11 protein-coding genes are annotated in these 13216 nt (G+C 63.1%); 6 read left to right on the top strand and 5 right to left on the bottom strand.

From position 1 onward, the window contains the following. Window positions 1–121 precede the first annotated feature (121 nt). The 5 genes from urtA to C2L65_RS11715 all read right to left on the bottom strand — a co-directional run bounded on the left by urtA (window position 122) and on the right by C2L65_RS11715 (window position 5127). Complete coding sequence (gene urtA / locus C2L65_RS11740) at window positions 122–1423, bottom strand: urea ABC transporter substrate-binding protein (protein ID WP_042316231.1); 1302 nt, start codon at window positions 1421–1423, stop codon at window positions 122–124. A 598-nt stretch (window positions 1424–2021) separates the two neighbouring features. Then, entirely contained in the window at window positions 2022–3476 is a 1455-nt protein-coding gene (locus tag C2L65_RS11730) for a DUF3443 domain-containing protein (protein ID WP_081921541.1), read from the bottom strand. Further along, window positions 3473–3922 carry a DUF2844 domain-containing protein gene (locus tag C2L65_RS11725; RefSeq protein ID WP_042316227.1) on the bottom strand — a complete coding sequence of 150 codons (450 nt, stop codon included), beginning with the start codon at window positions 3920–3922 and terminating at the stop codon, window positions 3473–3475. Before C2L65_RS11725 ends, C2L65_RS11730 begins: the two co-directional genes overlap by 4 nt. 208 nt (window positions 3923–4130) lie before the next feature. Continuing rightward, window positions 4131–4454 (bottom strand): rhodanese-like domain-containing protein, encoded by a 324-nt coding sequence (locus C2L65_RS11720; RefSeq protein WP_036003302.1) that lies wholly within the window; start codon window positions 4452–4454, stop codon window positions 4131–4133. 19 nt (window positions 4455–4473) lie between these two features. Continuing rightward, entirely contained in the window at window positions 4474–5127 is a 654-nt protein-coding gene (locus C2L65_RS11715; protein WP_042316225.1) for a protein-L-isoaspartate O-methyltransferase family protein, read from the bottom strand. Between the two features lie 341 nt (window positions 5128–5468). On the opposite strand from C2L65_RS11715, the gene C2L65_RS11710 reads away from it, so the two are divergent. The 6 genes from C2L65_RS11710 to C2L65_RS11685 all read left to right on the top strand — a co-directional run bounded on the left by C2L65_RS11710 (window position 5469) and on the right by C2L65_RS11685 (window position 13202). Then, window positions 5469–6488, top strand: coding sequence for a LacI family DNA-binding transcriptional regulator (locus tag C2L65_RS11710; RefSeq protein WP_233446509.1), 1020 nt, complete (start codon window positions 5469–5471; stop codon window positions 6486–6488). 13 nt (window positions 6489–6501) lie between these two features. Further along, window positions 6502–7989 carry a sugar ABC transporter ATP-binding protein gene (locus C2L65_RS11705; protein WP_042316223.1) on the top strand — a complete coding sequence of 496 codons (1488 nt, stop codon included), beginning with the start codon at window positions 6502–6504 and terminating at the stop codon, window positions 7987–7989. Then, window positions 7970–8983, top strand: coding sequence for an ABC transporter permease (locus C2L65_RS11700; protein ID WP_042316222.1), 1014 nt, complete (start codon window positions 7970–7972; stop codon window positions 8981–8983). The genes C2L65_RS11705 and C2L65_RS11700 overlap by 20 nt, the downstream gene beginning before the upstream one ends. A 928-nt stretch (window positions 8984–9911) precedes the next feature. Next, window positions 9912–10877, top strand: a complete 966-nt coding sequence (locus C2L65_RS11695; RefSeq protein ID WP_042316535.1) for a substrate-binding domain-containing protein — start codon at window positions 9912–9914, stop codon at window positions 10875–10877. Window positions 10878–10979: 102 nt separating this feature from the next. Next, the gene (locus C2L65_RS11690; protein WP_042316533.1) at window positions 10980–12029 is read left to right on the top strand and encodes a sugar phosphate isomerase/epimerase family protein; all 1050 of its coding nucleotides are present in this window, start codon (window positions 10980–10982) and stop codon (window positions 12027–12029) included. Between the two features lie 27 nt (window positions 12030–12056). Then, window positions 12057–13202, top strand: coding sequence for a Gfo/Idh/MocA family protein (locus C2L65_RS11685; protein ID WP_042316529.1), 1146 nt, complete (start codon window positions 12057–12059; stop codon window positions 13200–13202). Window positions 13203–13216: the final 14 nt, after the last annotated feature.

Here is a 13216-nt window from a genome sequence, read left to right as displayed (position 1 = left end):
GCAAGGGCATCGCGCGCTTGCGTGGGCACGCCGGATGTGTCGCGCGAAGCGAAACATCGGCGCGCTGCGCAAGCCGGTGCGTCCAACTGATGCGACACACCGGCACGTTGCTCATGCCACGTTATGCGACGCGCGACCGGCGGCGCAGGAACTCCGGAATCGAGCTGACGACATCCGGCTTGCCCTGGTTGCCCGCGATATACGGGCTCCACGGCTGCGCGCGAATAGCCGTCTTGGTCTTCCACACGACGTTGAACTGGCCGTCCGCGCGCACTTCGCCGATCATCACCGGCTTGTGCAGGTGGTGGTTGCCGTCCATTTCGAGCGTGAAGCCCGACGGCGCCGCGAACTTCTGGCCGATCATCGCGACGCGCACCTTGTCGACGTCCGTGCTCTTCGCTTTTTCGACGGCCTGCTTCCACATGTGGATGCCGACATAGGTCGCTTCCATCGGGTCGTTGGTCACGCGCTTCGTGCCGCCCGGCAGGTTCTGCGACTTGACCCACTCGGCCCATTGCTCCTTGAACTTCGTGTTGCCAGGACCCTTCACCGACATGAAGTAGTTCCATGCCGCGAGGTTGCCGACCAGCGGCTTCGTGTCGATGCCGCGCAGTTCCTCTTCACCGACCGAGAACGCGACGACGGGCACGTCGGTGGCCTTCAGCCCCTGGTTGCCGAGTTCCTTGTAGAACGGCACGTTCGAGTCGCCGTTGACGGTGGAGATCACACACGTCTTGCCACCCTGCGAGAAGGTCTTGATGCTGGCGACGATAGTCTGATAGTCGCTATGGCCGAACGGCGTGTAGACCTCCTGGATATCGGTTTCCTGGACGCCCTTGGATTTGAGGAACGCCCGCAGGATCTTGTTCGTCGTACGCGGATACACATAGTCGGTCCCGAGCAGGAAGAAACGCTTGGCACCGCCGCCTTCCGCGCTCATCAGGTATTCGGTGGCGGGGATCGCCTGCTGGTTCGGCGCGGCACCCGTGTAGAACACGTTGCGCGACATCTCTTCGCCTTCGTACTGCACCGGATAGAAGAGCAGGCCGTTCAGTTCCTCGAACACGGGCAGCACCGACTTGCGCGACACCGACGTCCAGCACCCGAACACGCAGGCGACCTTGTCCTGCGTCAGCAACTGGCGGGCTTTCTCGGCGAACAGCGGCCAGTTCGACGCGGGATCGACGACCACGGGCTCCAGCTTGCGGCCCATCACGCCGCCGCTCGCGTTGATCTCGGCGATCGTCATCAGCGCCGTGTCTTTCAGCGACGTCTCCGAGATCGCCATCGTGCCCGACAGGGAGTGCAGGATGCCGACCTTGATCGGGCCGCTGCCCGACTGGGCATGCGCGAAAGGAACCTTGCTCGCGAGCGCGAGCGCGCCCGACATGGAGCCGAGCTTCAGCAGACTGCGACGTTTCATGTGCTTCCCCTTGCCATAGATGGGTGGTGAGTGGCGGACGAACGGCGTGCGTCCAATCCTTGTTTGCGTTTGTGTGCGGCTCTTGCCGGGCGGATACTGCAAGGCATATGCCAACTGCGCGGGAGCCGCGTCAATAGGCGCTTCGCTTGCTGCAATGCGGTTCGCTGGCGGTGCGGCATCGTGTGGCGTTATGCGCTTTGGGCGCGAAAGCGGTGCACCACAAGGGCGTGCGCCTCGTTCAGGTGCGCGCCGCGCTGCAACGGAGCGTCGGCCGCGATTCCTCAGAGTCGTGGGCGCGACGCCGGTGCATCGCCGCTGCGGTGTTGTGCACGGACGTGCGGCTGGCTATGTTGAAAAGACAGTTGAGTGGGGCTGGTCGGCGGGGTGAAGTTGGAGCCGCGCGATGGCGCGCTATGCGGGCGATATGCTGGCGTTCTCGCCGCCGCTCATCATCGGCGGGGCGCAGATCGATGCGCTGTTCCGCTCGGCGGCCGCAGGAAGCTGATTGAGCGTGGCCCGCGTAATGGAAAACGGCGGACAGGTTTGTGACCTGTTCGCCGTTTTTGTTAGCGCTGCTTCTGGCAGAGCCAGTGGTCGTTTAGAAAGCCACGTAAGGCCCCTTTTGCGGACCGGCTTGCATGCCGCTCAACGCCGTGTAGACGTCGCGGCCGTAGAAGAACGGCAGGCCCCACAGGAACATGCTGCTCATCGGAGCTCCGAGGTTGTCGTGCGCGGCATAGCCCAGGTTGAATAGCGTCGACGCATTGGCGATCGAGAATGGAATCGTCGATTGCACGTCGCCCGTACCCGGGAAGACCGTCGCGCTCAGCCTCTGTGCGGTCGCGGGGGCGAACCACTGGTCCACAACGGGCAGCGACGCATCCGGGAAGAACAGGCCGTTCGAGCCGCTATCGATGTAACTCTCTATCGTTCGTGCCTTGTAGCTCGTCGTGAACATGCCGCGGTCGTTTACCGTCAGGAAAACCGGCTTCGCCGGCAATGCGTTGTTGTCACGCGTGCCGATGCCAAACACCAGTTCGCCTGTGACGCTCGCCTGACCCATCGGCGGTAGCGCGGGCAGGCGGATGATCGTGCCGTTGTTGTCGGTCGCGAAAGCGGTGACGGGGTTGGCCGTCTGCTTGTCGAACGGTACGCTCGCAGCCGTACAGGACCAAGGCGTCGGGCAGTAGTAGTAATTCGCGACCCGCGTTGCCTGCGCGGCTTCGGGGTAGTCATGCGCCAGATGCCCAATGCCGACGATCCCGTTCGCCCCCAGATCAGCGACCGTGTTCAAGCCTCGTCCACGCGACGTGCAATCGTTAGGCACCCATGCCGCGTACGCGCCGTCGCCGATCAGATGGATCGGAATACCGCTCGCCGTCTTTTTGCCGATCGTGACATCGGCGCTTCGCGTAGAGCCCCACGTATAGCCCGACGCGAACAGCGCGCACTGCGCGATTGCCGCCTTGTTCGTGGTGTCGTTGCCGGCGCCCGTCTGTGACGGCAGCTTGCTGGAGAACGCCTGACCCAGCGCGGACGCGATGACGCGCACGCCGACCGAACCTGTATCGAGCAGCATGTGATCGACGGTCGCGCATTGCGACGCGCCTTGCTTGCCCGGCACGCAGAACGTCACGCTGACGTACGGCATGTTCACGACTCTTCCGACCGTATCGTCGAAGTTGACGCTGATCGGCACCGTGTTGTCTGCGACGGGGGCGGGCGGCGGAGTGTCGTTGTTGCCGGATGTGCCCGTCTCGCTGGCCGGCGTGACGGCGGCGGGCGTGCTCGCCGCCGATGGCGCACTGGCTGGCTCAGTCACGCTCGCAGGTTGCGCCGCGCTGGCGCCGGAAGGCGCGCTGGCATTCGCTGGTGCGCTGGCGGGCGTGGCGGGCGTCCCTGCCGGCTTGACGGGTGCGTTATTGGTCACGGGCTGGCCGGAGCCGTTGACGTCGCCTCCTCCTCCGCCGCAAGCACTCAGCGCAACACTGGCCGCGACCAGTGCGACGAGAAGCGGGCTATTCGAAGCGCAACGCGCGAGAAGCTGTCTCATTGCAGATCCTCCACCTTGACGCTCGCAGGTACGAGCCGTGGCACATATGCGCGGCCAGCAAACGCGCCCTGATGTCCGACCGATTCGATCTGCAGTTCTCCGTCGCGTCCGATCAGCGGACCCGTGCCACGCGCGCGGCTTTGTCCTGCATTGACGAAGTTGGGGAAGTAGCTGCCGAGCAGCGCCCGCATGTCCGGCCGCGTCGGCCCTTGCCACGTGACCGCGAAGACGACGTTCTCAGGCGAAGCATATTCGCGGACCGTGACACCGTCGGCGGTTTTGGACTCGTGAACGGTATAGGACGGCGAAGACGTCGCGCCGGCAGCGGCGGCGCGCAGCGCGGGCTGCGGCGCGTGTGCATCCACCGACGGCGCCGCGCCGAGTGTTGCGTGGCAGACGACGGGCGATAGCAGTGCCAACGCCGCCGCGATCCTGATTGATTTCATAGCGTCATGCCCTTGAAAGGAAACACGCTATGCTGTTCGATAGATAATCAGGATGGCGTAGTAATGCTCCTAATCCGCGTCTGAGATTTCTGAATCTATGAAGGAAACATCTGACGCGGTACGCCGCAGGGCAAAACCGAGCGCACAAACAAAAACGCGCCGGTGAATCACCGGCGCGTCGGATACAGCAACGTGAAGCGAAAGACGCTCAATAAGTCGGCACGGAAGGATCGACCTGACGCGACCACGCGTCGATGCCGCCGTACAGGTTGAACACGTCCTTGTGGCCGCGCGATTCGAGGAACATCGCGACCTGCGCGCTACGCGCGCCGTGATGGCAGATGCAGACGATCTGCACGTCATCGTCGAGTTCTTCGCTGCGCGCGGGAATCTCGCGCATCGGAATCGACACGCTGCCGGCGATCTTCGCCGTTTCGATTTCCCACGGCTCGCGCACGTCGAGCAGCACGGGCGCCGGGCGGGATTGATCAGCAAGCCATTCGGCGAGGGCGGAAGCGGTCAGGTTTTGCATCGTCGGTCTCGCGTGGTACTTAGAACTTGAAGCGTGGCGCGTGCATGGCGTTCTGCAGCGGCTCGACGTAGGTTTCGAACACGTCGGCGATACGGAACTGCTTCTCGTCGACGCGCGTGATGATCTGCGCCTTCATGACGGGCGCGGTGCCGACGAACGCGGCGAGACGGCCGCCCACCTTCAGATGCTCGAGGATTTCCTGCGGCAGCACGGGCAGGCCGCCCGATACGCAGATCACGTCGTACGGGGCGGCTGCGCCCCAGCCGCGCGCGCCGTCGCCCGTCGCGACTTCGGCGTTCAGCACGCCGTTCGCCGCGAGGTTCGCCTTGGCCAGCTCGGCCAGTTCCGGCTCGATGTCGACCGTCAGCACATGCTGCGCGCGATGCGCGAGCAACGCGGCCATGTAACCCGAGCCTGCGCCGATCTCCAGCACGGTTTCATGCTTCTTCACCGCCAGTTCCTGCAGCACGCGCGCCTCGATGCGCGGCGCGAGCATGTGCTGGCCGGCAGGCAGCGGAATTTCGAAATCGACGAACGCCAGCTCGCGATACGCGGCGGGCACGAAGTTCTCACGCTTGACGATCGACAGCAGATTCAGCACGTCCTGGTCGAGCACTTCCCACGGACGGATTTGCTGTTCAATCATGTTGAAACGCGCTTGTTCGATGTTCATGATCAATTCGGCGGTGTGGTTGAGACGCGGGCAGCGGGTGTATTGGGGGACCACTGCTTCCATTGGATGTTGCCTGGGCTGTTACTGCCGGGTGTCACCGGTTAACTGCGAAATTGTACCAAACCACGCGCCGATGCCGCCCTGTCACGGGCAGGTCCAACGCGGGCGGACGGATTCCTGGGCGCGTCGCGCCTCGGTGAAAGTCCCTACAAGATGACACTTGCGATTCGCGCCCGTCTCGACCAAAAATGTAATCGATTACATTCTGAGGGCGAGAACCGGTGGACAAACCGTCGCAACGTGACCCGCAACCGCAGCCATCCGGCGCGGCCGAGCCCGATATGCGTGGCTCGGTACGCGCCGCATCGGAAGGGCTGTCGATTGCGGGCGTCGCCGAGCAGGCGGGTGTGTCCGTGGCGACGGTGTCGCGCGTGCTGAACGGGCATTCGAACGTGCGCCCCGCGACGCGCGACAAGGTGCTCGCCGCCGTCGCGACGAGCGGCTACCGCGTGAACGAACTGGCGCGCAATCTGCGCACGGCCGAAAGCCGCCTGCTGCTGACGATGGTCCCCGACGTCGGCAACCCGTTCTACGCGGAAGTGATTCGCGGCATCGATTCCGTGGCGCGTCAGCACGGCTATTTCATGCTGTTGTGCGACACGGGCGCCGATGCGGGCCGCGAGCGCAGCTATTTCGACCTGCTGCGCCGCCGCCGCGCGGACGGCGCGATCTGCCTCGATCCGGCCACCGTGCAACAGGCGCTTGCCGAGGAATCGAACGCACTGCCGTGGGTGGCGTGCTGCGAGTTCGATTCGTCTGTGGGCGTGCCGTACGTCGGCATCGACAACTACCGCGCGGCGGGCGACGCCGTGCGCCATCTGCTGGCGCGCGGCCACCGGCGCATCGCGCTGATCAATTCCGACGATCACTACCTGTACGCGCAACAGCGCCAGCAAGGCTATCTGGACGCATTGCGCGACGCTGGCATCGCGCCCGACGAACGCTGGCGCCAGAACGTGAACAGCCTCGACTACGAAGCGGGCGCCTCGGCGGCCGCGCTGTTGATGACGCACGCCGACGCGCCGACGGCCATCTTCGCCGTGTCGGACACGTTGGCGATTGGCGTGATCGCGGGCTTGCGCAGCGTCGGCAAGCGCGTGCCCGACGACGTCGCCGTCGCGGGCTTCGACGACATTTCGCTTGCCGCGCAGATCGATCCGCCCTTGACGACGATCGCGCAGCCGATGCGCGAACTCGGCGAGACGGCTGCGCGCCTGTTGCTGCAACGGCTGGCGAATCCGCGAGAGAACGTGCCGGGCGTGCTGCTGCCGCATCGGCTCGTGGTCAGAAAGAGCGCTTGAGAGGGAAGCCGCGATGAGCCTCGCCGTCCGATTCGACGATATCCGCAAAGACTTCGGTCCCGTGCGTGTGCTGCACGGCGTGAGCTTCGACCTGGCTCCGGGGCGCATCTACGGACTGCTCGGCGAAAACGGCGCGGGCAAGTCGACGCTGATGAAAATCCTCGCGGGCTACGAGACGGCCACGGAAGGCACGGTGCTGATCGACGGCCACGCGCAGCGCTTTGACGGCTCGCGCGACGCGGAAGCCGCGGGGATCGTGTTGATTCACCAGGAGTTCAATCTCGCCGAGCATCTGACGATTGCGCAGAACATGTATCTCGGCCACGAGAAGCGCAAAGGCCTGTTCGTCGACGACACGGCGATGCGTAGCGAAGCGAAGCGCTATCTGGAGCAGGTCGGCCTGCACAAGCATCCGGACACGAAGGTGCGCGAGCTGATCGTCGCGGAAAAGCAGATGGTGGAGATTGCGAAGGCGCTGTCGCGGCGCGCGCGGCTGCTCATCATGGACGAACCGACGGCGACGCTCACGCCGTCCGAGACCGAGCGCCTGTTCGCGCTGATGACGAAGCTCAAGGCCGATGGCGTGACCATCGTCTACATCTCGCACAAGCTCGACGAAGTCGAGCACATCACCGACGAAGTGATTGTGATGCGTGACGGCCGCTTCGTCGCGCGCAGCGAGACGGCGTTGCTCGCGCGTCAGCAGATGGCGAACCTGATGGTCGGGCGCGAACTGTCCGACATGTTCCCCGACAAGACGCAGCCGGCGGAGAACGCGCCGATCGCGCTACACGTGCAGCATCTCAGCGTACACGAGTGGGTTGACGATTTGAGCTTCGACGTGCGCGCGGGCGAAGTGTTCGGCTTTGCGGGGCTCGTCGGCGCGGGACGCACGGAAGCGTTCGAGGCGATCATCGGATTGCGCGAGCGCACCGCGGGCACGATCGAAATCGCCGGACGCAAGGCGGATCTGCACAGCCCGCGCGACGCGATGCGGCGCGGTCTCACGTATCTGAGCGAAGACCGCAAGGGCAAGGGGCTGCACGTGAACCTGAGCCTGCAGGACAACCTGACGCTGATGACGCTCGAACGCTATGCGAAGCCGCTGCTCGATCTGAAGGCGGGACGCGATGCGCTGACGAAAGCCGTACGCGAGTTCGGCATCCGGACGGGCGATCTGGGCAGCCGCGCGCGGATGCTGTCGGGCGGCAACCAGCAGAAGCTCGCGCTTGCCAAGTTTCTGCAGCCGAATCCGGATGTGATCGTGCTCGACGAGCCGACGCGTGGCGTCGATATTGGCGCGAAGCGCGACATCTACTTTCTGATCCACCGGCTTGCGTCCGAAGGGCGCGCCGTGGTCGTCATTTCATCCGAACTGATCGAGCTGATCGGGCTGTGTCATCGCGTGGCCGTGATGCGCGCGGGGCGCCTGCAGGCGACGCTCGGTCTCGACCATCTGACCGAAGAGGAGTTGATCGCACATGCGACCGGCACACACTGACACCGCGCCGGTTGGGCGCGCGATGCGGATTGCGCATCGATTGCATGGGCTTGGGCCGCTGGCGGGGCTGATCTTGCTGTGCATCGCGGGGACGCTGCTCAATCGCGATTTCGCGACTGTCGACAACATGATGAATGTGCTGACGCGCACGTCGTTCATCGGGATCATTGCTGTCGGCATGACGTTTGTGATTATTTCGGGTGGGATTGATCTTTCTGTTGGGTCGATGGCGGCGTTGATCGCGGGCAGCATGATCTGGTTGATGAATGCGCTTGCCGCTGCGCCGGGCGGGCATTCGTTTGCGCCGCTGACTATTGTTCTGATCGGGATTGCGAGTGCGTTTGTGCTTGGGGGCGCGTTTGGATGCGCGCATGGGCTGTTGATCACCAAAGGGCGGATCGAGCCGTTTATTGTCACGCTGGGGTCGTTGGGTATTTTTCGCGCGGTGTTGACGTGGCTTGCCGACGGCGGTGCTTTGACGCTCGATAACAATCTTTCTGATCTTTATGGGCCTGTCTACTACGCGAGTCTGTTTGGGGTACCTGTGCCTATCTGGGTGTTTCTCGTCGTCGCGGCGGGCGGCGCGCTGATTCTTAATCGCACGGCGTTTGGGCGGCATGTGCAGGCGATTGGTTCGAATGAACAGGTTGCGCGGTATGCCGCGATTCGCGTTGATACCGTGAAGATTGTTACTTATGTGTTGCTTGGGGTTTGTGTTGGTGTGGCCACGGTTTTGTATGTGCCTAGACTCGGGTCTGCTACGCCGACTACTGGGCTTTTATGGGAGTTGGAGGCGATTGCCGCTGTTGTGGTTGGCGGGACCGCGCTAAAGGGCGGTGAAGGGCGGGTTGTGGGTACCGTGATCGGTGCGGTTCTGCTTTCTGTCATTGCCAATATTCTTAATCTGACTAGCATCATTAGCGTGTATCTGAATGCTGCTGTGCAGGGGATTGTGATTATTGTTGTCGCGTTTTTGCAGCGGGGGCGGAGGTGATTGACGTGTTTTTGCCTTTGCGGCGGCAAGGTGGTTTGCTACTGCGTTCGCTGGCATCCGCGATTTGCTTATGCGCTGGCATCCGCGATTTGTTAGCGTGCTTCAAGCGTCGCCCCTGTGCGGGGCGGCACCTACTTTTCTTTGCCGCCGCAAAGAAAAGTAGGCAAAAGAAAGCGGCTAACACCGCTAATTCTTGTGTTTGCCTGAGGGCCCCCAAAGGGTCTTACGCTTCACACGGCAATCACGTGACGCATGTTAGTTGCCAACGCTGTGAATGAACGCCTCACCCACTTCACACACCCGTACACGTGTTAGTGGCAGCGAATGGTATGTGCCGCCCAGGTGGCAAACGGTGTGTAGGTTGTCGCGTCGTATAAGTTAGCGCTCTTACAGGGGGGCGCATGTGCTATTGGTCCGAAGTGAGGCGTGTGGAGCACAAGGGGCCGACACACAGTTTGCCACCTGGGCGGCCGTGGAATATCTGGTACGGCATGCTGCGACGCGGGAGCGTGAAGCGGGTGAGGCGCAGCGCAAGAGCGCTGGCAACGAACATGGGTCACGTGATTGCCGTGTGAAGTGTAAGACCCTTTGGGGGCCCTCAGGCAAGAATAGATGTTGGCGGTGTGAGCCGCTTTCTTTTGCCTACTTTTCTTTGCGGCGGCAAAGAAAAGTAGGTGCCGCCCCGCACAGGGGCGACGCTTGAAGCGAGCTAACGAATCGCGGATGCCAGCGCAAACGCGAAAAAAACAAACCGCTTGCGCCACGCAAAAGGCGAAGTGCCACCCTGCACAGGGGCAACGTTTGAAGCACGAAGGCAAATCGCGGATGCCAACGCAAAAGCGAAGCAAAGCAACAGCAACAGCAACAGCAACTAGCAGTGCAACATCGACTCACCGACGAAGAGAACGCAACCAAGGAGACAAGAGCCATGAAGCAGATCATTCGAGCGGTCGGCGCCGGCATGCTGGCGTTAAGCGTGATGGGCCTTGCCACAGGCCCTGCACATGCAGATGAAAAAGTAACCCTGGGCGTAGCCATCCCCACCGCCGATCACGGCTTCACAGGCGGCATCGTCTGGTGGGCGAACAAGGCAAAGGCGGATCTGGAAAAAGCCCACCCCGACCTGAAAGTGATCGTCAAAACCGCAGCGAACGCGCCAGAACAGGCGAACCAGCTACAAGACCTCGTGACGGTCAACAAGATCAACGCGCTAGTAATCTTCCCGTACGAATCAGCCTCCCTCACCCAACCCGTCGCGCAAGTGAAAAAGAAGGGCGTCTACGTAACAGTCGTCGACCGTGGTCTCACGGACACAAGCGCACAAGACGCCTACGTCGCCGGCGACAACACCGCCTTCGGCAAGATCCCCGCCGAATATCTGGCGAAAGCACTCGACGGCAAAGGCGACATCGTCGCGCTACGCGGCATTCCCACAACCCTCGACAACGAACGCTGGACAGCCTTCACAGGCGTCCTGAAGGCCTATCCGAACATCAAGATCCTCGACGCAAAATACGCAAACTGGAACCGCGACGACGCATTCAAGGTCATGCAGGACTACCTGACGCGCTTCAAGCACATCGACGCCGTCTGGGCCGCCGACGACGACATGGCCGTCGGCGTCATCAAGGCAATCGATCAGGCCAAACGCACCGACATCAAAATCGTGTTCGGCGGCGCGGGCTCGAAAGGCATGGTGAAGAACGTGATGGACGGCGCGCCCCTCATCAAGGCCGATGTGTCGTACTCGCCAAAGTTCATCTACGACGCAATCAAGCTCACGGCGGAAGCACGCCTCAAAGGCGACAAGCTGCCCGCCACCACGATCATTCCTTCCGTGCTGATCACGAAGGAGAACGCGAAGGAATTCTACTTCCCGGATTCGCCGTTCTGATCGCAAACGAGCTTTAGCCCGGCGCTGCCTTTCGCGTAATCGTCGCAAAGACACTCGCAAGGCGGCGCCGGTTCGACGCAGATATCCATCGGGAGCAGCACGATGAAAACGATCAAAGGGCCGGCGATCTTTCTCGCGCAGTTCATGGGCGACAAGGTGCCGTTCGACAACCTCGCGCATCTCGCGCAATGGGCCGCGAGTCTCGGCTTCAAAGGCATTCAGGTGCCCGCCGATCCGCGCCTCGTCGACCTCGAACAGGCGGCGTCGAGCCAGGACTATTGCGACGATCTGCTGGGCGTCGTCACCGATGCGGGCGTCGCCATCACCGAACTGTCGACGCATCTCCAAGGCCAACTCGTCGCCGTGCATCCCGCGTATGACGTGCTGTTCGACGGCTTCGCCGCGCCGCACGTGCGCGGCAATCCCGCGGCGCGCACCGAATGGGCCGTGCAGCAGATGAAGTGGGCCGCGAAGGCATCGCAGCGTCTTGGATTGAACACGCATGTGTCGTTTTCAGGCGCGCTCGCGTGGCCATATATCTATCCGTGGCCGCAGCGTCCCGCCGGTCTCGTCGAAGCGGCCTTCGACGAACTCGCGCGCCGCTGGACGCCAATCCTCGATGCGTTCGACGAAGCGGGCGTCGATGTCTGCTACGAACTGCATCCGGGCGAAGATCTGCACGATGGCGTGACGTTCGAACGTTTTCTTGCGGCCGTGAAGGACCACAGGCGCGCAAACATACTGTTCGATCCGAGTCACTACGTCTTGCAGCAACTCGACTACCTCGCGTTCATCGATATCTATCACGAGCGCATCAAGGCCTTTCACGTGAAGGACGCCGAGTTTCGTCCGAATGGGCGGCAGGGCGTCTATGGCGGCTATAGCGGCTGGGTCGAGCGCGCGGGGCGCTTCCGCTCGTTGGGCGACGGGCAGATCGACTTCGGCGCGATCTTCTCGAAGATGGCGCAATACGATTTTCCGGGCTGGGCGGTGCTCGAATGGGAGTGCGCGTTGAAGCATCCCGAAGACGGCGCGCGCGAAGGCGCGGAGTTCATCAAGCGGCACATCATTCGCGTGGCCGACCATGCATTCGACGACTTCGCGGGCAGCGGCGCGGACGACGCGCAACTGAAACGCGTGCTCGGCCTTTGACGCTGACTGTCGAACAGGAGCAGATCGATGACACGAAGACTCAGGCTGGGCATGGTCGGCGGCGGACTGGGCGCGTTTATCGGTGCGGTGCATCGGATCGCGGCGCGCATCGACGATCGCTTCGAACTGGTGGCGGCGGCGCTCTCGTCCGACCCGCAGCGCGCGCAGGCAAGCGCTGACGAACTTGGCGTCGCGCGCAGCTACGCAAGCTGGGACGAGATGGCGCGCGCCGAAGCCGCGCGCGACGACGGCATCGACGCGGTGTCGATCGTCACGCCGAATCATCTGCATGCGCCCGTCGCGACGGCGTTCCTCGAAGCCGGCATCCACGTGATCTGCGACAAGCCGCTCGCGATGACGCTCGAAGAAGGCGAAGCGCTAGCGAAGCTCGCGCGCGACAAGAACCGGCTCTTTGCGCTGACGCACACGTATTCGGGTTATCCGATGGTGCGTCATGCGCGCGAACTGGTCGAAGCGGGTGAGTTGGGCGAGGTGCGCGTCGTGCAGGTCGAGTACGCGCAGGACTGGCTCGCGAAGCCGATCGAACTGACGGGCGAGAACCGTCAGGCGGTGTGGCGCACCGATCCGAAGCAGGCCGGGCGGGCGGGATGTCTTGGCGATATCGGCACGCACGCGTATCACCTCGCGGCGTTTGTGACGGGCATGCTGCCCATCGAGATCGCCGCTGAATTGCATACGTTCGTCGAAGGGCGCCAGGTCGACGACCATATTCAGGCGATGCTGCGCTACAAGTGCGGCGCGCGCGGCATGCTGTGGGCGAGCCAGGTGGCGAGCGGCGCGGAGAACGCGCTGCGTCTGCGCGTCTATGGGACCAAGGCAGGCATTGCGTTCGATCAGGAGAGCCCGAACGAACTGCTGTTCACGCCGTTGGGCGGGGCGGCGCAAAGGCTCACGCGCGGGCGCGTCGACAGCGACGTGGCGCGGCACGCGACGCGCGTGCCGGCAGGGCATCCCGAGGGTTATCTCGAAGCGTTCGCGCAGCTCTACAAGGATGCGGCGTTGCAGATCGAAGCCATCGACGCGGGGTTGCCTGCGCCGTCCGAAAGCCGTTTGCTGACGACCGTCGAGGACGGCGTCGCGGGGCTGCGTTTCATCGATGCCGTTTTCACAAGCAACGAACAGCTTGCCTACACGCGCGTAGGGAACGGCTGACGTCCGCTGCGCAA

Source organism: Paraburkholderia terrae (assembly GCF_002902925.1).
Classification (GTDB): domain Bacteria; phylum Pseudomonadota; class Gammaproteobacteria; order Burkholderiales; family Burkholderiaceae; genus Paraburkholderia; species Paraburkholderia terrae.
This window is presented reverse-complemented; position numbering and strand designations above follow the sequence as displayed.

Excerpts from the sequence above, each read along its gene's own strand:
- urtA (WP_042316231.1), bottom strand. The coding sequence starts at position 1,423 with ATGAAACGTCGCAGTCTGCTGAAGCTCGGCTCCATGTCGGGCGCGCTC.
- C2L65_RS11730 (WP_081921541.1), bottom strand. The coding sequence starts at position 3,476 with ATGAGACAGCTTCTCGCGCGTTGCGCTTCGAATAGCCCGCTTCTCGTC.
- C2L65_RS11725 (WP_042316227.1), bottom strand. The coding sequence starts at position 3,922 with ATGAAATCAATCAGGATCGCGGCGGCGTTGGCACTGCTATCGCCCGTC.
- C2L65_RS11720 (WP_036003302.1), bottom strand. The coding sequence starts at position 4,454 with ATGCAAAACCTGACCGCTTCCGCCCTCGCCGAATGGCTTGCTGATCAA.
- C2L65_RS11715 (WP_042316225.1), bottom strand. The coding sequence starts at position 5,127 with ATGAACATCGAACAAGCGCGTTTCAACATGATTGAACAGCAAATCCGT.
- C2L65_RS11710 (WP_233446509.1), top strand. The coding sequence starts at position 5,469 with ATGCGTGGCTCGGTACGCGCCGCATCGGAAGGGCTGTCGATTGCGGGC.
- C2L65_RS11705 (WP_042316223.1), top strand. The coding sequence starts at position 6,502 with ATGAGCCTCGCCGTCCGATTCGACGATATCCGCAAAGACTTCGGTCCC.
- C2L65_RS11700 (WP_042316222.1), top strand. The coding sequence starts at position 7,970 with ATGCGACCGGCACACACTGACACCGCGCCGGTTGGGCGCGCGATGCGG.
- C2L65_RS11695 (WP_042316535.1), top strand. The coding sequence starts at position 9,912 with ATGAAGCAGATCATTCGAGCGGTCGGCGCCGGCATGCTGGCGTTAAGC.
- C2L65_RS11690 (WP_042316533.1), top strand. The coding sequence starts at position 10,980 with ATGAAAACGATCAAAGGGCCGGCGATCTTTCTCGCGCAGTTCATGGGC.
- C2L65_RS11685 (WP_042316529.1), top strand. The coding sequence starts at position 12,057 with ATGACACGAAGACTCAGGCTGGGCATGGTCGGCGGCGGACTGGGCGCG.